This is a genomic window from Streptomyces sp. NPDC088400 (assembly GCF_044753355.1).
In the GTDB taxonomy this organism is placed as follows: domain Bacteria; phylum Actinomycetota; class Actinomycetes; order Streptomycetales; family Streptomycetaceae; genus Streptomyces.
On sequence record NZ_JBIVMZ010000007.1, the window covers coordinates 197,370 to 215,589 of the forward strand.

The following is an 18,220-nucleotide window of genomic DNA, read 5'->3' on the forward strand; positions in this document are numbered from 1 at the left end:
GATTCCTCCAGTTGGCGTGCGAGGTATGGGTCAGTCCCGGACGGCCCGGACGACGAGGGCGGAGTTGAAGCCGCCGTGTCCCCGGGCGAGCACCAGCGCCGTACGGACCGCCGTACGGCGGGGTCCGTCGAGCACCAGATCGATGTCGCAGCCCGGGGCGAGTTCGGTGACGTTCGCGGTGGGCGGGATGACGCCGTCGCGGATCGACAGCAGCGCCGCCACCACGTCGAGGGCGCCGGCTCCGGCGTACAACCGTCCGGTCATCGACTTCGGCGCGGTCACCGGCACCCGGTGCGGGCCGAACACCGCCGAGAGGGCCTCGGCCTCCGCCCGGTCCAGGTGCGGGACCCCAGCGGCGTCGGCGAACACCACGTCCACCTCCGCGGGCGCCACGCGGGCATCCGCCAGGGCCCGTTCCACGGCGACGCGCAGCGTCGGTGGCCGCCCGCGCCCGGGGGCCGGGTCGAAGGTGGCCGCGTAGCCGGCGATCTCCCCGTAGCGGTGCGGGGCCCCGCGTTCGGCGGCCCGCCGCGCGTCCTCGACGATCAGGATGGCGCCACCCTCGCCCGACACGTAGCCGCAGGCGTCGGCGTCGAAGGGCAGATAGGCGCGGGCCGGGTCGTCGCGGCGGCTGAGGTGTCCGGGCAGCTGGGCGACCAGCCCCGCCGGTGACATGGCCGACTCGGTGCCGCCCACCATGGCCAGCCGGTGCCCGCCGCGCAGCAGCCGGCGGCCCTGCCCGATGGCGTCCAGGCCGCCCGCCTGCTCGCTCACCACGACACCGCACTGTCCGCGCAGCTTGTGCCGGATCGACAGCTGCCCGGTGGTCGCCGCGAAGAACCAGGCGATCGACATGTACGCGCCCACGTCGGAGGGCGAGCCGCTCCACAGGTTCTGCAGCTCGCGCTGGCCGAACTCCACGCCACCCGTGGCGTTCGCGGTGACCACGCCCATCTCGTACTCGGGCAGTTCGGCCGGTACGACACCGGCGTCCGCGATCGCCATCGCCCCGGCCGCCAGCGCCAGATGGCTCATGGTGGAGGTCTCCACCAGCAGCCGGCTCGGCACGTGTTCCGCCGGCTCGAAGCCGCTGACCTCCCCGGCCAGCGTCACCGGGTACGGCGAGGGGTCGAACCGTTCGATCCGGTCGATGCCGCTCTTACGGTCCAGCGTCGCCGCCCAGTAGGCCTCGGTGTCCGTTCCGTTGGGGGCCATCACACCCATCCCGGTGACCACGGCCGTCATGCCGGCACCGCCTCCGGGTCGGCGACCACGATGGCGCTCTGGAACCCGCCGAACCCGCTGCCGACGGACAGCGCCACGTCCGTGCGGTGCTCACGCGCCGTCACCGGCACGTAGTCCAGGTCGCACTCGGGGTCGGGCCGGGTCAGGTTGGCGGTCGGTGGTACGACGTCGTGCGCGACGGCCAACGCGCAGGCGGCCACCTCGATGGAGCCGATCGCCCCGAGCGAATGCCCCACCATCGACTTGATGGAACTCATCGGCACCCGGTAGGCGTGCTCCCCCAGGGTCTGCTTCACGGCCGCGGTCTCGTGCCGGTCGTTCTGCCGGGTGCCCGAGCCGTGGGCGTTGACGTAGTCGACGTCGTCCGGGTTCAGCCGGGCCTCGTCCAGGGCCACCCTGATCGCCTCCGCCATCTCCCGGCCGTCCGGTTTCAGTCCCGTCATGTGGTATCCGTTGGCGCGGCCGCCGTATCCGGCGATCTCGCAGTAGACGCGCGCGCCGCGACGGCGGGCCGCCTGGAGCGACTCCAGAACGAAGAAGGCGGCGCCTTCCCCCAGGACGAGCCCGCGCCGTTCCGCGTCGAAGGGGCGGCATGCCGCGTCCGGCTGGTCGTTGAAGGTGGAGGTGGCCTTGATGGCGTCGAAGCAGGCCAGGGTGATGGGAGAGATGGGCGCGTCGGTCGAGCCCGCGATCACCACGTCGGCGCTGCCGTCGCGCAGCAGGCCCGTCGCGTGCCCGAGCGCGTCGATGCCCGAGGTACATCCCGACGACACCACCGCGGCCGGTCCCTCGGCCCCGCACGCCCACGCCACCTCCCGCGCCAGCGAGCTGGGAGCGAGGTAGTCGTAGAGGTGGGGTACCGCGTACGCGTGGTCGACGAGCCACTTGCGTCCGCCGTCGCTGACCACTCGGTACTCCTGCTCCAGGCCCGTCGTGCAGCCCACCGCGTTCCCCACGGTGACCGCGGTGCCGGTGGGCTCCAGGGAGCCGAGGTCGAGCCCCGAATCGAGCAGCGCCTCACGGGTGGCGACGACGGCCAGTTGGGCGGCACGGTCCATCCGCCGGATCTCCTGCGGGCTCAGTCCATGTGCGGCCGGGTCGAAGTCGGCCTCGGCGGCCACCTGGCAGCGGAAGCCGGCCGGATCGAAGAAGGTGATCCGGCGGGTGGCGGTACGTCCTGCCGTGAGCATCGACCAGAACGCGTCCCGGCCGATCCCGCCGGGTGCCACCACGCCGATGCCGGTGACGGCGACGCGTGACGCGTTCACCGCGCACCGCCGACGCGCGGGGGCGGCTCGTCCGACCGGTCCGGCAGGAACTCCGTGTCGACGTGGCCGAGTTCCGGTCGCGGCGCCAGCGGTGCCAGGTGGAAGATCAGCCGCGCCGGCTCGCTGCCGGGGTTGACCATGCGGTGGCGCACACCCGTCGGAACCATGACCGAGTCATGCGCCGTGAGGTCGATCAGCTCCTCGTCGATCCGGATCCGCAGCTGTCCGTCGACGACGTAGACGAACTCCTCCGAGTAGGGGTGGAGATGCTCGCACACGTACTCTCCCGGCTCCAGCGTCAGCGAGCCGCCGAAACCGGATGTCGATCCGACGGTGCGCGGGCTCAGCAGGACGCGGACGTCACCGCCGCGCCGCCGGTTCGGTTCGACCTCCGCGCGGCTGATTTTGCGCACCACGGGTGGGGCGGTCACGTTGTTCTCCTCGTCGCCGGGGACGCCGGCACCGGTCGCGTTCACCGGCCGGGCGTCCAGGTGTAGAACGCCTCGGCCATGGCGTCCTTCGGCTCCTGCCAATCGGGGTCGTACGGCGTCATGTACCTGGCGAGCCTGGTGTGGATGTCCTGGTAGAGGGGGTGGCTGCGCGCCCGGTAGAGGTTCTCGGTGATGTCCTGCTCGGCCTCGACGAGCTGGAAGTACAGGCCGTGGAACCTGAACAGGGTGCGGCGCGAGACGCCGACCATGTGCGGCAGTTCGGTCGCGTCCGACTCGGCCCAGATCTTGGCCACCGCGTCGGTGTCCTCGGGCTTCATCTTCGCGACGACAAGTGTCCTGTGGACCATTGATGCCTCCTTGTTCCCTGTGGGTCGATCCTCTCGGCAGGGGCTCAAGCCCCCGTGAAAGCTGACTCGAAGCCGTCAGCCGGTGATCCGGAACCGTCCGATCCGCACCCGTGAACCGGCCAGCAGCAGCTCGTCGCGCGTGGGCCGCCGGTCGCCGGGCAGCCCCACCCGCAGGGCGGCGACCGCGTGGGGCCCCTGCCGAGCGGCCAGGTCGCCGAGCAGGTCGGCGACCTCCTCCGGGCGCTCCACGATGCTCGGTTCGGCCGTCCGCCAGCGGCCCCGGAGCAACAGCCGCACCGGCCGGCCGGCGCGCAGGTTGACCGGCCAGCCGGTGCCCACGCTGGTCGCGAGGACCTCGGCGGCGATGTCCCCCCAGGGCCGGTAGGCCACCGGAATCCGGTAGCGGTTCCCGGTGCGGCGGCCGGTGTACTCCAGCAGCATCAGCCGCCGGCTGGCGAGCATGTGCAGCGGGGACAGCAGCAGCGGCCGGACGATCCAGTTGGCCGCCCGGGCGAGGGCGACCGGCGGCGGCTTCCAGTCGTCGGACGGCGGGCCCGTACCGCTCATGCCAGCGTCACCAGCTGGTAGAAGCCGTCGAAGACGCGCGGCCGGCCGGACGTGGTGCTGGTGACCCACGAGGACAGCACATAGCCGCCGGGCGGCAGCGACACCCCCAGCCACCCGAAGCGTCCCGGGGACAGCGGCGGGGAACCGACCGCACCGCCGGTGATCGGGTACGACGGCGGCGTGGTGCCGTCGCGCAGCGCGGCGAAGAACGCGTCGATCTCCGCGGCCGTCGTCCCCGGCCGCACCGGCAGCAGGACGGCCTCGTTCAGCGCTCCGGATTCGTTGACCACGAAGTGGGTCCCGGTGGAGTGCAGTCGTCCGCCCGGCACCCAGAACCCCGACCGGGTGTGCCGGATGACATCGACGGGCTCGGGCAGCCCACCGTTCCCCGGCCCCTTGACGGTCAGCACGTGCGCCACCGGACGGGCGGAGCCGTCGAAGTCGTAGGAGAGCAGGTAGTAGCGGCCGGGGCGCAGGACCGTGCTGAACGTCACCTCGTTGCCGGGCTGCACCGCGGCGCCACCGAAGTTCACCGACTCCCGCTCCACCACGGCCGCCGCGGCGGCGGCCTCGGCGGGCGTGGGCGCGGTGGTCATGCGGGTCAGGTCGTCGAGGTACGTGTCGATCGGAACGCGCACCTGGACGAGAGGCAGTCCGAGTCCGCCCGCCGTGGGCGTGGTGACGCGGAAGGTCACCGGGCCCGCGGGCACCGTCGCCGGTGCGGTGATCGTGTCGGGGGTGACGACGACGTCGTGGACCACTGTCCGGTCGGGGCGGCGGGCCGGGGACGCGGTCGCCCCGGACGCGGCGGGCAGCACCCCCAGCAGGGCGGCCGTAGTCGCGCCGGCGCCGAGCAGCATGCGCCGCCTGGACAGTCCGTCGAGGGACGCGGGGCCCCCGGGCGCGGGGGCGTGAGGGAGAGAGGTCACGGTACGGGTCTCCTTACGGATTGCGGCTGTTGCGAGGGGAGCGGGGGCGGCGGCGCCCCCGACCTCACGGGGCACTACACCTGGGCCGCGGTGGCGGCCGGCTTCGTCTTGTGGCCGACGATCAGCATGTCGGCATCCGTCAGCGGCACCGTCTCGGTGCGCCCGAACCCGGCCTCGGCGAGCCACGACCGGCAGTCGGCACCGGTGTACTCCGAGCCGCCCGCGGTGACCAGTTGCATGTTCAGGCTGAGCAGGAGGTTCTTCGGATCGCGCCGCTCGTCGTCGATGAGAGCGTCGTAGATCAGCACCGCGCCGCCCTCGGGCAGTGCGTCGTGGGCCTTGCGCAGCAGAGCCAGCCGTTGCTCGTCGTTCCAGTCGTGCAGGACGTGGCCGAAGACCAGCACGTCGGCGGTGGGCAGCGGGTCGGTGAAGAAATCACCGGCGTGGAAGTCGAGTTGGCCGGCCAGACCCAGCCGGTCCATGTGCTCGTCGAAGAACGGTTCCACCGGGGGCAGGTCGAAACTTTTTCCCCGCAGGTGCGGGTTGACCTTGGCGATCGCCGCGGCGAGATTGCCGCGGGCACCGCCGATGTCGATGAACGAGCGGCGCCCGCTCCAGTCGAACTCCTTGGCCAGTGCGGGCCCGACCAGCGCGTTGGCGCCGTCCATGGCGATCATGAAGCCGCGGACCGCCTCGGGCTTGGCGTAGAACTCGTCGAAGTGTGTGGGTCCCTTTGTCTGCGGTGCGCCGGTGCGCAGCAGTTCCGTCAGCTGCGCCCACAGGTTGAACTGCCAGTTCAGCATCTTCAGGAAGCCGCCCCGGAAGGGGAGCTTGGCCTCGTCGAGGTAGAGGTCGGCGGCCGGGCTGTTGCGGTAGACGTCGCCCTCGCGCTCCAGCGCCCCGAGGCCGACCAGCGCGTCCAGGAAGTCACGGACGGCACGCGGGTGCAGCGAGAGCCGCTCGCGGATCTCCGGTTCCCGCGCCGGTTCCCCGGCCAGCAGGCTGAACAGGCCGAGTTCGACGGCGCTGAGGAGGGTCTTGGAGGCCCAGTAGCTCTGCCCGAGCTCCAGCAGGGCGGCGGGTTCGGGGGCGGTGGGTTCGGGGGCGGTGGTGCCGGAGGTGCCGTGGGCGTGCGTGTCGGGCATGCGGAACTCCCTGGGAGACGAGCGGACGGGGAACAACTGCGGGTGGGGCCGGCGTACGCGCCGGCTCACAGGTCGAGGCGGACGCGGTACTGGTCCAGCCAGGCGTTCAGTTGGAAGAGCAGCTCCACGTGAGTGCGGGCCACCCAGGCGCGCGGTCCGGTGATCAGAGCCTGCGGGTCCTCGGTGAACGCACGGGCCGCTTCGGTGTCGATCAGCCCCGCGGCCGGCGCGTCACGGTCGGCGGCCAGGCGGCGCAGCCCGTCGCACAGGGCGCGCGCGTAGGCGATGTCCTGCGTCACCGGGTAGGGCGACTTGCGCCGTTGCAGGATCGATTCGGGCAGCACGTCCGTGAGCGCCGCGCGCAGCAGGCTCTTCTCCCGGCCGTCGAAGCCCTTCATCGACCACGGCGCGTTGAACACGTACTCGACCAGCCGGTGGTCGCAGTACGGCAGCCGCAGGGCCAGGCCCAGCGACTGTGCCACCGATTCGCTGTGCGGCAGCAGGGTCTCCAGCCAGTTCGTGACGTTGAGATACCAGATCTCCCGCATCCGGCGCTCCTCCTCGGAGGCACCGGTCACGTGCGGGACACGTTTCATCGCCTCCTGGTAGCGGTCGGAGCAGTAGCCGGGCACGTCCAGCTTGGCGAGCAGGCCGGCGTCCAGCAGGTCGGTGCCCATCCCGTGGCGGCCGCCGCTCCACTGCGCCATCGCCGTCCATGGAAACGTCTTCGCCGCGAGCAACGGAGGCATGGACATCCACATCGTGCCGCCGAAGACGCCATCGGCGGCGTCGCCGAGGACCGCCACGTCGGCGTGCTCCCGGATGGCCCGGAACAGCACGTACAGCGAGGTGTTCATGTTGCCCAGCGGGCTCGGCACGTCCTTCGCGCGCAGTGTGTTGGCGATCACCACCGGGTCCAGCAGGTCGTCCGTGCCGAGCACCACGTCGGTGTGTTCGGCGCCGACCCGTTCGACCAGCTCCCGGGCGTAAGGGGCGTCGGGCGTGGACCACACCTCGTCGGCCTGGAACGCCTTCTCCTGCTGAAAGGAGGCGGTGAAGGTGCGCAGGGGCGGTCCGCCGCGTTCGCGCAGCGTCCGGGCGGCGAGCGCCGTGACCCCGCTGGAGTCGAGACCGCCCGAGAGCATCATGCACACCGGCACATCGGCGTCGAGCTGTTCGGCCACCGCCCGCTCCAGCAGTTCCCGCACGGTGCGCACGGTGGTGTCCAGGTCGTCGGTGTGTTCCCGCGCCTCCAGCGCCCAGTAGCACTCCTCGCGCAGGCCCGAGCGGGTCACCCGGACCAGGTGTCCGGGGCGGACCTGGTGCATGCCGCGGAAGACGCCGTGCCCGGGGGTGCCGGCGTACGACAGGATCTCCCGCAGACCGTCCATGTCGACCACCGCTTCGACCAGCGGGTGAGCCAGGATCGCCTTGCGTTCCGACGCGAAGAGCACACCGTGCGCCGTGGGGTGGTAGAACATCGGCTTGTTGCCGAGCCGGTCCCGGGCCAGCAGCAGCTCCTGGCTCCGGTGGTCCCACAGGGCGAGCCCGAAGACACCCACCAGCCGCCGCACGCACTCGGCGCCCCAGCGCAGGTAGGCGGCGAGGACCAGTTCGGCGTGACCGTCGCCGCGGAAGTGGTGCCCGGACGACTCCAGTTCCCCGCGCAGCTGGGGCGCGTTGTAGATCTCCCCGTCGAGGGCGGCGACGGCCAGTGTCTCGGCGTCGGCGGTGAAGGCGACCGGCTCGGGCAACGCGCCCGGGGCGAGCGTGATCTGGCGGCGGTGGCCGAGCACCGCGCGTGCGCTGGACCAGAGCCCCTCTCCGTCCGGGCCGCGGCAGGCCATCGTCGCCGTCATCGCGCGGACGGTGGCCCGCTCATGCGTCAGGTCGCGACGGTGGTCGACCCATCCGGCGATACCAGACATGTGAGCTCCTCGTGTTGGGGTCGGCAGGTCGGTGGAGCGGCTTCGCGCGCCCGGCGGTGAACGGTGCGGGCGGCGGGCCGGGGCGTTCGCCGCGGGCTGCGGGTACGGGTCGTGCACGGCCCGGGCTGCCGGTGCCGGTGCCGACAGGCTGTCCCGCATCCCTCGCGCGGTTCTCAAGCCGGGGTGGAGCGGGCCCGGCACCGCCATGCGCACACCCTCGTGTCGAGCCCGCCTCGAACCGGTCTTGAGGCCGCACCGGCACCGTCCAGCGATGTCGTCCCATTCGTCGTCATCCGTTCCGCCACGCGCGGAGTAAGGAGAGGGGCCCATGATCGAACTGCTGGGCACGGCCGCTGTCATCGGCAGCGGCATCGTGGCGGGCGTGTTCTTCGCCGTGGCGGTCAGCGTGCTGCCCGCGGTGCAGACGCTGCCCGCCGACCGGTACGTGGAACTCCACCGCAAACTCGGCGAGGGATACCACCCGGTGATGCCATTGGTGGTCACCGTGGGAGTCCTCGCCGACCTGGCCCTGCTGGTGCTGGCCGACAACGGCGCGGTACGCGTTCTGTTCGGTGCGGCGCTGGTGGCCCTGATCGGGGTGCAGGTCGTCTCCCAGTTCGGCAACGTGCCGATCAACAAGCGGGTGCACGCCGTCGATCCGGCCGCCCTGCCGTCCGGCTGGCAGGACCCGCGGCCGCCCTGGCGCGCCTGGCACCGGCTGCGCACCGCTTTCGCCCTGGCCGCCCTGGCCGCCAACGCCCTGGCCGTGGCGCTGCTGTCATGAGCGCCCCTTCCAGGCCCACGACGACCCCCGAGGAGCCGGGGAGCGCGCCCGGGTCCCCGCGTCCGATGCGGGCGCTGGCCGTGGTGCTGCTGGGCGCGTTCATGAACCAGTTCGACGTCATGGCCGTGAACGTCGCGGTCCCGGAGATCCAGCGCGACCTCGGCGCCGGTGAGGCCGCCGCGCAATGGGTGCTCGCCGGGTACGCGCTGCCGTTCGCGTTGCTGCTGGTCACCGGGGGCCGCCTGGGCGACCTCGCGGGACGCCGTCGGGTCTTCCTCATCGGGACCGTGGGATTCACCCTCGCCTCGGCGCTGGCCGCGGCGGCCGGAAGCGTGCCGCTGCTGGTGCTCGCCCGGGTCCTGCAGGGTGCCTCCGCCGCCCTGATGGGGCCGCAGGTCCTCACGGTGCTCCAGGTGATGGTGCCGCCGGCGCGTCGCGGCCCGGCGATGGGCCTGTACGCCGCCGTGATCGGCCTGGCCAGTGTCGCCGGACCCGTCCTGGGCGGATTCCTGGTCCAGGCCGACCTGTTCGGCTGGGGCTGGCGCTCGCTGTTCCTGGTGAACCTTCCGGTGGGCGTGCTGTCCGTGGTGGCCGGGCTGCGCCATCTGCGTGAGTCCCGGGAGCCGGACGGCCGCCGGCTGGACCTGGCCGGGGTCGGGCTGGCAGCGGTGGCGCTCCTGCTGTTCCTGTGCCCGCTGACCTACGGAAGGGAGTTGGGCTGGCCCTGGTGGGCGTGGGCCGCGCTGGCCGCCTCGGCGCCGGCCCTGGGGCTGTTGGTCGTACACCAGCGGCGGCGGGAGAGGACGGGCGGCGCCCCGTTGATCGCCCTGCGCCTCTTCGGTGAACGGGCTTTCACCGCAGGGGTGTTGGTGACGTTCAACCTGGCGGCGCTGATGACCGGGTTCTTCTTCGTCTTCGTCCTGTTCCTGCGGCACGGCCTGGACTTCGGGGCGCAGCGGGCCGGGCAGAGCCTGCTGCCGTGGGCACTGGGCACCGCGCTCGCCTCCTTCCTGGCGATTCCGCTGGCCCGGCGGCACGGGCGTCGGGTGCTGGTCGCGGGGAACCTCGCGGCGGTGGCGGGCGTGACGCTCCTGACCGTCACCGTCGCGATGGCGGGCCGTTCCCTGTCGGTGCCCGAAGTGGTGCCGGGACTGCTGCTGTTCGGCATCGGTATCGGCCTGGTCAGCACGCCGGTGCTCAATGTGACGCTCAGTGGGGTCGTCCCCGCTGACGCGGGCTCCGCCTCCGGGGTGTTCTCCACGTTCCGCCAGGCCGGCGCCGCCGTCGGGGTCGCCGTCACCGGCGGGGTGTTCTACGCACTCGTCGGCGACCCGGCCACCGCGCGACCCACGGACTACGTCGATGCCGTCGTCGCGACCATGCTGCTGCAACTCACTGTTGTCCTCGTGACGTTGGGCCTGGTGTTCTTGCTGCCCCGCGAGAGCGGCAGCGCACCGCGCCCCCGGAAGGACTGAGCCACCCGGACGACCCACGCACAGGCGTCGGCCCCGGCCACCGGACGAAACCGGCGGCCGGGGCCACGGCGATGGGAACGGAGCCGCAGACGGAAACGGGGAGGCCTCAGCCCGCCGGCGTACGCCCCCGCAGTCGCCGTACGCCCCGGACGACGGCCGCGGCGATGCCGATGAGCATGATGCCGCCCCACAGCATGTCCGGCACGTTCGTCCCGGCCGGTATCGCGCACACCAGGAACAGCGCGGCCAGCGCCCAGGTCCGGCGGTCGGGGCCGGGTGCGGCGCCGCGGGCCCGCAGCGCGAGACAGGCCGCCGGCAGCAGCAGGACCAGGGACCACCACAGGGGCGGCTCGTAGCCGTCCACCGTGTTCTTCACCGGGGTGACGGCCAGCGCCAGCGGCAGCACCCAGACCGCCGCGAAGTAGCAGCCGGTCACCACCGCGGAGACCACCCACCACGGCCTCCAACCGCCGCCCGGTGAGGCGCGGAAGGCGAGCTCGGCCCGGTCCGCGATGTTGAACGGTGAGTACAGCCGGTGCCGCCGTCCGGTCACCAGCGTCGGCAGTGCCGTCACCTCGGCCCCCGCGTACCGGGTCAGCGCGCACAGCACGAACCCGAGCAGCGTGTACAGACCCAGCCCGTCGTGCAGTGCGGCCGGTCCGATGTCCAGGGGGTACGCCAGCGAGGGGAGCAGGAACAGCGCGGTGCCCGTCCACGGGCTCACCCGGTCCAGCAGCCACGCCGACAGGAGCCGGTACACCACCGTGTAGACGGCGGCGACCAGCACGAAGCACAGGACGGTCCGCAGGAAGTACGCACCGTCGAACCGGCTGTCGCGGTCCACCCGGTACCACACGGCGACGGCCGCGAAAAGCAGCCGCAGGACCCTGCCGGCCGGCGGCATGTCCAGCCCCACGACGGGACGGCCGTCCGCGCCGGCTACGGGCCGGGGCGGCCTCAGCGCCGCCCGTGGTTCGCTCGTCATTGCGCACACCTCCGGAGTACGGAAACGGAAGGGCCCTGAGCCAGGCGTCCTGGCGGGCCGGCGACCGGAACTACAGCAGCACGCCGATCGCCACGGCATCGACGCCGAGGGCGACGAGCGTGAAGGAGGCGCGCACCAGGTTCCAGTCGCGCCACCGGACCCGGCGGTGCAGCAGCCGGTCGAAGTCGGGCGGCAGGGACTCGGGGTCGAGCGTCTTGAGCCACTTGTTGATCGGGACGTTCCGCGTCAGCGAGACGAGGACCGTACCGGCCAGCAGCAGCACGGCCACGGCGTACAGCACCCGCGCGGCGTCCGCGGAGACGGTCACGGCCAGTACCAGGTTCGCCGCGAGCGCCGTGAGCAGACAGGCCGGCATGAAGGGGTCGAACCGCGTCACCAGCAGCTGGTGCAGGGCGACGTACCGCTGCGGCGGCAGGGTCAGGAGCAGGGGTGCGCCGAGTACGGCGATCATCATGCCGCCCGCCGCCATGCCACCGGCGACCGCGGCCACCGGCACGAGGATGTGTGTCAACCACTCCATGACTCCGCGCTCTCCGTTCGCCCGGGCAGCACGGCTGCCGACCTGTGGCGCCAGCGTCGGGGGACGCTCTCAAGCACGCGCGGAGGATCGCTGGAGGGGTGCGCCGGGGCCGCGGTTCCAGGGCGTCTCCACGGGTTTTCGAGCGGTCGCGCCCAGGATGCGTCCGGTCGAGCCTGGAGGTGAGCGCTGTGGAACCCACGAAGACAGCCCCGTATCTGCTGCTGTGGTCGGCGTCGGACAAGGAGCGGGAGGACCGCCGACGGCATGCCCTGCGCCGGTATCTGACCCTGGACAGGACACCGGACCGGTTGCCGCGCGCGGTTCGCCTGGCCGCCGGCCGGCCGGCGGCCGGTCCCGTGCGGGGCGCCGCCGTCGTCGACACTGTCGACGAGGCCGTCGGCGCGCTGTTGGGACCTGCTTCGCCCCGCGCGCCGCAGCGCCGGCCCGTGGCGCTGCTCTTCCCCGGCCAGGGCAGCCAGCACCTGGCGATGGCCACGGGCCTGTACGGCTACGAGCCCGTGTTCACCCGGGCCCTCGACCAGGTCTTCGCCGTGTTCGGCTCCGAGGGCCACCGGCTGCGCGAGGAGTGGCTGTCCGGCGACCCGGATGTCCCGCTGGACGACGCGACCCGCGCCCAACCCCTGCTGTTCGGTATCGGTTACGCGCTGGGCCGCATGGTGCTGGGCTGGGGCGTCGCACCCGCGGCGCTGCTCGGACACAGCGTCGGTGAACTGGTCGCGGCCACCCTGGCGGGCGTGTTCACCCTGCCGGACGCCGTCCGCGTCCTGCGCGACCGGATCGACGCCGCAGTGGCCACCGGTCCGGGTGGCATGCTCGCGGTCGCCGCGTCCGCCGACGAGTTGGCCGGGTACCTGCCGACGGGCGGTCAGGTGGCGGTCGCCGCGGTGAACGCGCCCCGCCAGACTCTGCTCGCCGGACCCGGCCCACAGCTGCGGGAAGTCGAGGAGAAGCTGCGCGCCGACGGCCTCACCTGCCGCAGGACAGCCGCCCTGCAGGCGTTCCACAGCCCCGTCATGGAGCAGGCCACCGCACGGGGCCGCAGCCTGGTGGCGGCCGTACGGCCCGGGCCACCGGCCTGGCCGCTGTACTCCGGCTACACCGGTGGTCCGCTCGACTCGGCCCACGCGGTCCGGCCGGACTTCTGGGCCCGGCAGCTGGCAGACCCCGTGCTGTTCTGGCCGGCGCTCGACGCGCTGCTCTCCGACGGACGCCATCTATTGCTGGAGGCCGGTCCGGGCCAGGGCCTCACCGCGATCGCCCGTCAGCACCGGGCGGTGCGCTCCGGCGCCAGCACCGCACTGCCCCTGCTCCCGGCCCGCCCGAGCCCGCCCGAAGAACACCGCCGCACCCTGCTCACCGCACTCGCCCGCCTGTGGACGGAGGGCCACTCCCTGGAGTCACCCGTCCCGAACCCGATGTGCCCCTGACCCTCGCGGCCTGGGGGGGGATCGCGCGGGCGCCCGGCCCGCTGCCCCGCCCACCCCTGACCGTCTGATCGTTCATCCCGTTTCGGAGGTCCCGACCGTGTTCGAGATGCTGCTCAACGCCGATATGCAGGCCGCGGCGCTCAACGTTCTCGTCTGGACGACAGCCGCGGTCTGCGCCGGGCGGTGGCCGGTGGAACGGTCGGCGCGACGGAGCCGGGCCCGAGCCGTGACGCTGCTGGCCCTTCTCGGGCTCGGCACGCTGCTCGTCCTCATGAGGATCACCACCGTCACGCTGATGGGCCGGCAGAGCCCACTGTTCGTCACCGACCGGCTCGCCGTGGCCCTGCCGGCGCTGGTCGTGCCGGCCGTCGCGGCTCTCTTCGGCACCTTGCCGCGCCTGGTGGCCTGGTCCCGTCGGCCGTCCCTGCGGTCCCGGACCGCCGCCTTCGCGCCGACGGCCGTGGTGCCCCTGCAGACCACGGCGCTGGGAGCCATGGTCGGCCTGTGGACGACGCTGTTCACCGTCCTGGCCCCTCCCCTGCTGGGACCCGCGCTGCTGATCCACTCGGCGATGGTGCTGTTCGCCGCGCTCGCCTGGTTCCGGCAGACCCGGAGGTGGCCGGCCGCCCGGTCCGGCGCGCGCCGCCGGGCCTCCCGCCCGGTGCGGGCGCTGCGCACCGTGGCCGCGCTGACCGCCGTCGCCGTCGCCGGTACCGCTCTGGTGAACCTGGCCGCCGCGAGCAGCCGGCTGCCGGACAGCATGAGCATGGGGCCCTCGGACGGCGGAGCGGGCCACCACTCGGCTGGGAAGTCCGCCACCGGGGCCGGCACGACCTCGGTGACCGAGCTGACCGGACCGCGCGACGAGCGCCCCGATCGCCGCTTCACCCTGGTGGCGGCCGAGCGGACGCTACGGCTCGCCTCCGGCCGAACGGTGCAGGCCTGGGCGTTCAACGGCCAGGCCCCCGGGCCGACGCTGCGGGTGAGACAGGGCGAGCTGGTGGAGGTCACCGTCCGCAACCGGCTGCGCGACGCGAACGTCTCCGTGCACTGGCACGGCGTGGACGTGCCGAACGCCGAGGACGGTGTCCCGGGCATCACCCAGGAGGCCGTCCGTCCCGGCGGCACCCATGTCTACCGATTCCGTCCCGAGGAGTCCGGCACCCACTGGTACCACTCCCATCAGCAGACCTCCGTGCAGCAGATGAAGGGGCTGTTCGGCGCGCTGATCATCGACCCGCCGAAGCCCGACCCGGTGGACCACGACTGGTTCCTCGCCATGCATTCCTGGCAGACCCGCGGCGACGACTCCGTGCCCGCGCTGGGCCTCGCCGACCGGCTGGAGCGGCGGCGGGCCGCGCCGGGCAGCCGGGTGCGTCTGCGGTTGCTCAACTCCGACCGCCTCACCCACGAGTTCTCCCTCACCGGGGTCCCCTTCCGGGTCACCGCCCTCGACGGCAACGCCGTCCACGGGCCCACTCCTGTCAGCGACCGCAAGCTCGCCCTCGGCGCGGGTGCCCGCTACGACGTGGAGTTCGTCATGCCGGACCATCCGGTACGGCTCACCGAGATCCAGGACTTCGTCGGCGCGCGCGACCGGGGCCTGCTGATCAGCGCGGACGGTCGCGGCACGGCCGTCCCGGATCTCCCCTCCCGCGCGTTCGACCCCACGGCCTACGGCACGCCCGCCCCGACGCCGTTCGGCCCCGGCAGCCGGTTCGCCCGGACCAAGACGATGATCTTCGACAACGAGATCAGCTTCTACGACGGCCGGTTCCGCATCACCTGGACCCTCAACGGCAGGACGTTCCCCGACGCTCCGCACCTCACCGTCCGTGAGGGCGACCTGGTCCGGCTGCGGTTCGCCAACCGCAGTCATTTCGACCACCCCATGCACCTGCACGGCCACCACGTACTGGTGCTGAGCAGGAACGGCCGCCCGGTGACCGGCTCTCCGGTGTGGCTGGACACCGTGAACGTCCGCGTCGGCGAGGTGTGGGAGGTCGCCTTCCGCGCCGACAACCCGGGCATCTGGATGGACCACTGCCACATCGGCGAACACGCCGTACTGGGGATGATGATGCATCTGTCGTACGAGAACGTCACCACCCCCTACCGGGTCGGCGAGGGCACCGGAAACCGGGCCGAATGACCGGCCGCGCCTTCGAGGCCACGCGGACCCGAATCCCCCGCGCCAGGACAGGAGAGCGAACGTGACGCACACGCACGACAAGGCCCCCGACGGGCAGAGGCGGTTCTCGCCCAGTGCTCTGCCCGGCATGACCCCCGGCCACCAGCTGATGTTCTTCCCGGTGGTCGCCGCTGTCAGCCGCGCGATCTGGGCGCTGGCCCGGCTCGGCGTCGCCGACCACCTGGCCGACGGCCCGCGCGAGGCCGCACAGCTGGCCGAGGCCGTCGGAGCCGATCCGGACGCACTCGCCCGGGTGCTGCGGGCCGCCGCCGCGATGGGTGTCTTCTCCCGGCTGCCGGACGGGCGCTTCGCCCTGACCCCGGCCGCCGAACTGCTGCGGTCCGATGTGCCGGACTCCCGCCGCGACCAGGTGCTGCTGCACGGCGACGACCTCACCTGGCTGCCCTACCGGGACATCCTGGACACTCTGCGGACCGGCGGACCGGCCTTCCCCGAGATCTTCGGTCGGCCGTACCACGAGCACCTGCGCGCCGACGCCGACGCCGCCGGACGTGTCGCCCGGACCGTGGCCGAGACCCACCGCGGCAACCTGGACTACCTGACCTCCCTGATCGACCTCACCCCTTTCTCCCGGGTGGTGGAACTGAGCGGCGACGGTCTGTTCCTGGAGAAACTGCTCAGCCGCCACCCGCACTGCTCCGGAACCGTCGTAGCGGACGCGGCGTCGCTCCCCCGGGACGCGCAGGCCCACCTGCTCAAGCAGGTCCTCCACGAGCTCTCCGACACGGAGGCGCTCCCCGTACTGCACGCCGTACGGGAGGCGATGGGAGACGCCCCCGAGCGGCGCCTCTTCGTCCTGGAGCGGGTGGTCGGCGCGAGCTCCCCCGACCTCGCGGCCGTGGTCGACCTGGACATGCTTCTGATCACCGGAGGCCGCGAACGCACCGCCCCCGAGTGGTACGACCTGTTCACGGCGGCCGGCTTCGAGGTCCTGACCGCACCGGCCCAGGGCGCTTGGACAGCCTTCACCTGCCGCCCGTCCCGCACACCGTCACAACGAGCGTCGGACACGGACGCGGCATAGCCGGAAGACCGGAGCCTGTGGACGTCCACCGTCGTTGCGGGCGAGGATGGCGTCGCTTCCGGACCGGACCGGAACGGAACGGACCGGACCGGACCGGACCGGATTCGAGGAGAGGCGCCCATGAAGCTCGACCTGGTCCACCCTGAACTGCGCCGCAGCGTGACGCGGATGCCGCGGATGCCGATCCGCCGGACGTGGGGGCGGCGCGCCGTTCGCGCCCTGATCGTCCGGCACGGGCCGGGCGAACCGGTCGAGGGCGTCGACGTCCGCGAAATCGACGAGGGGCGGGGCATGCGCCTGTACACCCCCGCCGGTGGTGGTTCGGGGGCGGCGCTGCTGTGGGTGCACGGCGGCGGGTACGTCATCGGCGATGTCGTCCAGGACGATGCTTTCTGCTCCACGACAGCTCGCGAGCTGGGCATCGTCGTCGTCTCGACGAACTACCGCCTCGCCCCCGAACATCCCTTCCCGGCCCCTCTCGACGACGTCTTCGCCGCCTGGCAGTGGTTGCGGGAGTCGGCCGGGACCCTCGGGGTCGACCAGGAGCGCATCGCCGTCGGAGGCTCCAGCGCAGGTGCGGGTCTGGCCGCCTGCCTGGCGCAGCGGCTGCACGATGCCGGCGGGGCCCGGCCCGCCGGGCAGTGGTTGTTCTCTCCGATGCTCGACGACCGCACCGCCGCGCGTCGCGAGCTCGACGTGGTGCGGCACCGGGTGTGGAACAACGCCGCGAACCGGACCGGTTGGGGCGCCTACCTCGGGGGCGAGCCCGGCGGTCCGAGCACCCCCGACTACGCTGTCGCGGCCCGGCGCGCCGACCTGCGCGGGCTGCCACCGGCCTGGATCGGCGTGGGCGACATCGACCTGTTCACCGACGAGTGCCACAGCTACGCCGAACGCCTCCGCGATGCGGGCGTGGCCTGCGACTTCGACCTCGTCACGGGCGCTCCCCACGGCTTCGAGGCCTGGGCTCCCGACACGCGCGTCGCCCGTGGGCTGCTGGAGCGCGGCCGTGTCTGGCTGGGTGCGCGGCTGACGGGAACGACCTCTTCGGCCCCCGGCGGGTCGTAGCGCCCCTCCCGGCACCATGTGCCCCGTCGCGGCGCCCGGCACGCGCGCTCGCCGCGTCGGCCGTGCGCGGCTTGGTCGTCGGCCCCCCGCTCTGACATCATAGGCAAACGGAACCTTGTTCCGAAAAGTGGGACAGGGAACATGGTGCCGCTCGGCGAGTGCGGTGGCGGAGGGAGCGGCGCGGTGAAAGACAGCGACGAGGGCGCGGGGCACCCGCCCCAGTCCAAGCGGGCGGACGCCCGGCGCAACAAGGAAACTCTGCTCGACGCGGCCGCCGCGGTCTTCGTCACCTCAGGCGTGGAAGCGCCGGTACGCGACATCGCGGCCGAGGCCGGCGTCGGACTGGGCACGATCTACCGCCACTTTCCGACGCGCGCGGACCTCATCATCGCCGTCTACCGGCACCAGGTCGACGCCTGCGCCGAGGCCGGTCCGGCCCTGCTGGCGACCAGCGCGACGCCGCACGCCGCGCTGGCGCAGTGGATCAACCTCTTCGTCGATTTCCTGGTCACCAAACACGGACTCGCCGCCGTGCTGCAGTCCGACAACGCCGGCTTCGACACACTGCACGCCTATTTCCTCGACCGCCTCGTGCCCGTGTGCACCCAACTGCTCGACGCCGCGGCCGGTTCCGGCGAGATCCGGTCCGACCTGACGGCCTACGAGCTCATGCGCGGCGTCGGGAACCTCTGCATCGGCGCGGACAGCGATCCCCGCTACGACGCACGTCGACTGGTCGAGCGCCTCGTCGCGGGACTGCGGCAACCGCGCTGACCCGCGCCCTCGCCCTCCTCGGCACGCT

The 18,220-nt window shown here is 72.7% G+C and carries 17 protein-coding genes; 7 read left to right on the forward strand and 10 right to left on the reverse strand.

Annotated elements, in window-relative coordinates; translation table 11 throughout:
* Positions 1-30 precede the first annotated feature (30 nt).
* The 8 genes from ACIQD6_RS19510 to asnB all read right to left on the reverse strand — a co-directional run bounded on the left by ACIQD6_RS19510 (position 31) and on the right by asnB (position 7,881).
* The gene (locus ACIQD6_RS19510) at positions 31-1,245 is read right to left on the reverse strand and encodes a ketosynthase chain-length factor (protein ID WP_401884137.1); all 1,215 of its coding nucleotides are present in this window, start codon (positions 1,243-1,245) and stop codon (positions 31-33) included.
* Positions 1,242-2,513 (reverse strand): beta-ketoacyl-[acyl-carrier-protein] synthase family protein, encoded by a 1,272-nt coding sequence (locus ACIQD6_RS19515; RefSeq protein ID WP_401884139.1) that lies wholly within the window; start codon positions 2,511-2,513, stop codon positions 1,242-1,244. The genes ACIQD6_RS19510 and ACIQD6_RS19515 overlap by 4 nt, the downstream gene beginning before the upstream one ends.
* Complete coding sequence (locus ACIQD6_RS19520; RefSeq protein WP_401884140.1) at positions 2,510-2,944, reverse strand: cupin domain-containing protein; 435 nt, start codon at positions 2,942-2,944, stop codon at positions 2,510-2,512. The genes ACIQD6_RS19515 and ACIQD6_RS19520 overlap by 4 nt, the downstream gene beginning before the upstream one ends.
* A gap of 41 nt (positions 2,945-2,985) precedes the next feature.
* Positions 2,986-3,312, reverse strand: coding sequence for a TcmI family type II polyketide cyclase (locus ACIQD6_RS19525; RefSeq protein ID WP_401884142.1), 327 nt, complete (start codon positions 3,310-3,312; stop codon positions 2,986-2,988).
* A 75-nt stretch (positions 3,313-3,387) separates the two neighbouring features.
* Complete coding sequence (locus ACIQD6_RS19530) at positions 3,388-3,879, reverse strand: hypothetical protein (RefSeq protein ID WP_401884144.1); 492 nt, start codon at positions 3,877-3,879, stop codon at positions 3,388-3,390.
* Positions 3,876-4,808 carry a hypothetical protein gene (locus tag ACIQD6_RS19535; protein WP_401884145.1) on the reverse strand — a complete coding sequence of 311 codons (933 nt, stop codon included), beginning with the start codon at positions 4,806-4,808 and terminating at the stop codon, positions 3,876-3,878. Before ACIQD6_RS19535 ends, ACIQD6_RS19530 begins: the two co-directional genes overlap by 4 nt.
* Positions 4,809-4,882: 74 nt before the next feature.
* A complete protein-coding gene (locus tag ACIQD6_RS19540; protein WP_401884147.1) occupies positions 4,883-5,953 on the reverse strand; it encodes a methyltransferase in 1,071 nt (356 codons plus the stop codon).
* A 65-nt stretch (positions 5,954-6,018) separates the two neighbouring features.
* Entirely contained in the window at positions 6,019-7,881 is a 1,863-nt protein-coding gene (gene asnB, locus ACIQD6_RS19545; protein WP_401884149.1) for an asparagine synthase (glutamine-hydrolyzing), read from the reverse strand.
* A 328-nt stretch (positions 7,882-8,209) separates the two neighbouring features.
* Here asnB and ACIQD6_RS19550 point away from each other — a divergent pair, with 328 nt between their 5' ends.
* Both ACIQD6_RS19550 and ACIQD6_RS19555 read left to right on the forward strand, forming a co-directional pair.
* Positions 8,210-8,665: an anthrone oxygenase family protein gene (locus ACIQD6_RS19550; RefSeq protein ID WP_401884150.1), complete on the forward strand. Its 456-nt coding sequence runs from the start codon at positions 8,210-8,212 to the stop codon at positions 8,663-8,665.
* Positions 8,662-10,140 (forward strand): MFS transporter, encoded by a 1,479-nt coding sequence (locus tag ACIQD6_RS19555; protein ID WP_401884151.1) that lies wholly within the window; start codon positions 8,662-8,664, stop codon positions 10,138-10,140. Before ACIQD6_RS19550 ends, ACIQD6_RS19555 begins: the two co-directional genes overlap by 4 nt.
* 106 nt (positions 10,141-10,246) lie before the next feature.
* Here the strand turns inward: ACIQD6_RS19555 and ACIQD6_RS19560 are convergent, their stop codons facing one another.
* Complete coding sequence (locus ACIQD6_RS19560) at positions 10,247-11,125, reverse strand: DUF6410 domain-containing protein (RefSeq protein WP_401884152.1); 879 nt, start codon at positions 11,123-11,125, stop codon at positions 10,247-10,249.
* A 70-nt stretch (positions 11,126-11,195) separates the two neighbouring features.
* Positions 11,196-11,666, reverse strand: a complete 471-nt coding sequence (locus ACIQD6_RS19565) for an anthrone oxygenase family protein (RefSeq protein WP_401884153.1) — start codon at positions 11,664-11,666, stop codon at positions 11,196-11,198.
* 188 nt (positions 11,667-11,854) lie between these two features.
* Between ACIQD6_RS19565 and ACIQD6_RS19570 the strand changes: the two genes are divergently transcribed.
* The 5 genes from ACIQD6_RS19570 (at position 11,855) to ACIQD6_RS19590 (ending at position 18,192) form a co-directional block, all read left to right on the forward strand.
* Positions 11,855-13,114: an acyltransferase domain-containing protein gene (locus ACIQD6_RS19570; protein ID WP_401884154.1), complete on the forward strand. Its 1,260-nt coding sequence runs from the start codon at positions 11,855-11,857 to the stop codon at positions 13,112-13,114.
* A gap of 106 nt (positions 13,115-13,220) precedes the next feature.
* A complete protein-coding gene (locus ACIQD6_RS19575) occupies positions 13,221-15,266 on the forward strand; it encodes a multicopper oxidase family protein (RefSeq protein ID WP_401884439.1) in 2,046 nt (681 codons plus the stop codon).
* Between the two features lie 61 nt (positions 15,267-15,327).
* Positions 15,328-16,350: a methyltransferase gene (locus ACIQD6_RS19580; protein ID WP_401884155.1), complete on the forward strand. Its 1,023-nt coding sequence runs from the start codon at positions 15,328-15,330 to the stop codon at positions 16,348-16,350.
* A 120-nt stretch (positions 16,351-16,470) separates the two neighbouring features.
* On the forward strand, positions 16,471-17,418 hold the full coding sequence (locus tag ACIQD6_RS19585; protein WP_401884157.1) for an alpha/beta hydrolase: 948 nt from the start codon (positions 16,471-16,473) through the stop codon (positions 17,416-17,418).
* 183 nt (positions 17,419-17,601) lie between these two features.
* A complete protein-coding gene (locus tag ACIQD6_RS19590) occupies positions 17,602-18,192 on the forward strand; it encodes a TetR/AcrR family transcriptional regulator (protein WP_401884159.1) in 591 nt (196 codons plus the stop codon).
* Positions 18,193-18,220: the final 28 nt, after the last annotated feature.

Bases quoted from the DNA above. Each gene is read 5' to 3' on its own strand.
- ACIQD6_RS19510 (WP_401884137.1), bottom strand. From the start codon at position 1,245: ATGACGGCCGTGGTCACCGGGATGGGTGTGATGGCCCCCAACGGAACG.
- ACIQD6_RS19525 (WP_401884142.1), bottom strand. From the start codon at position 3,312: ATGGTCCACAGGACACTTGTCGTCGCGAAGATGAAGCCCGAGGACACC.
- ACIQD6_RS19530 (WP_401884144.1), bottom strand. From the start codon at position 3,879: ATGAGCGGTACGGGCCCGCCGTCCGACGACTGGAAGCCGCCGCCGGTC.
- ACIQD6_RS19540 (WP_401884147.1), bottom strand. From the start codon at position 5,953: ATGCCCGACACGCACGCCCACGGCACCTCCGGCACCACCGCCCCCGAA.
- asnB (WP_401884149.1), bottom strand. From the start codon at position 7,881: ATGTCTGGTATCGCCGGATGGGTCGACCACCGTCGCGACCTGACGCAT.
- ACIQD6_RS19550 (WP_401884150.1), top strand. From the start codon at position 8,210: ATGATCGAACTGCTGGGCACGGCCGCTGTCATCGGCAGCGGCATCGTG.
- ACIQD6_RS19555 (WP_401884151.1), top strand. From the start codon at position 8,662: ATGAGCGCCCCTTCCAGGCCCACGACGACCCCCGAGGAGCCGGGGAGC.
- ACIQD6_RS19560 (WP_401884152.1), bottom strand. From the start codon at position 11,125: ATGACGAGCGAACCACGGGCGGCGCTGAGGCCGCCCCGGCCCGTAGCC.
- ACIQD6_RS19565 (WP_401884153.1), bottom strand. From the start codon at position 11,666: ATGGAGTGGTTGACACACATCCTCGTGCCGGTGGCCGCGGTCGCCGGT.
- ACIQD6_RS19575 (WP_401884439.1), top strand. From the start codon at position 13,221: ATGCTGCTCAACGCCGATATGCAGGCCGCGGCGCTCAACGTTCTCGTC.
- ACIQD6_RS19585 (WP_401884157.1), top strand. From the start codon at position 16,471: ATGAAGCTCGACCTGGTCCACCCTGAACTGCGCCGCAGCGTGACGCGG.